The following is a 424-nucleotide window of genomic DNA, read 5'->3' on the forward strand; positions in this document are numbered from 1 at the left end:
ATACACAGGGGAGCGGTTCGATCTCGCCTCCCCGGCGGCAGAGCAGCCCGGCCGCGTCCGGCGCGACGCGGAGTTGCTCGACTAGCCAGTCATATTGGGGCTTTGCCATTCGGGGCATGTCGAGTGCGGCGGTGAGGAGGAGCGGGGTCGTCGCGTTCTCCAGTGCCGTCAGGATGCCGCGGAGCGGGCCGCCGCGGGATTCTGGGTCGGTCACCTCGCGACCGAAGACGCCGGCGCCCGGGGGATGCTCTCGTCCCGGCGCGGTGACGAGGAGCGTCGGCCCGGGCCAACTCGCCCGTCGCCAGACGTGTTCGGCGAGCGGAACGCCGTTCACCCGCAGGTCGCCCTTCGGCTTCCCCATGCGTGAGCCTTCGCCGCCGGCGAGCAGGGCGAGGGTGGCGTCGGCAGAGGAAGTGTGCAACGG

The 424-nt window shown here is 71.7% G+C and carries 1 protein-coding gene; it reads right to left on the minus strand.

Annotated elements, in window-relative coordinates; all coding sequences use genetic code 11:
* On the minus strand, window positions 1-424 hold a 424-nt coding region (locus I6F37_RS41415; RefSeq protein WP_225154584.1), incomplete at both ends, for a molybdenum cofactor guanylyltransferase.

The sequence above is a fragment of the Bradyrhizobium sp. NBAIM08 genome, from assembly GCF_020193935.1.
Classification (GTDB): Bacteria; Pseudomonadota; Alphaproteobacteria; order Rhizobiales; family Xanthobacteraceae; genus Bradyrhizobium; species Bradyrhizobium yuanmingense.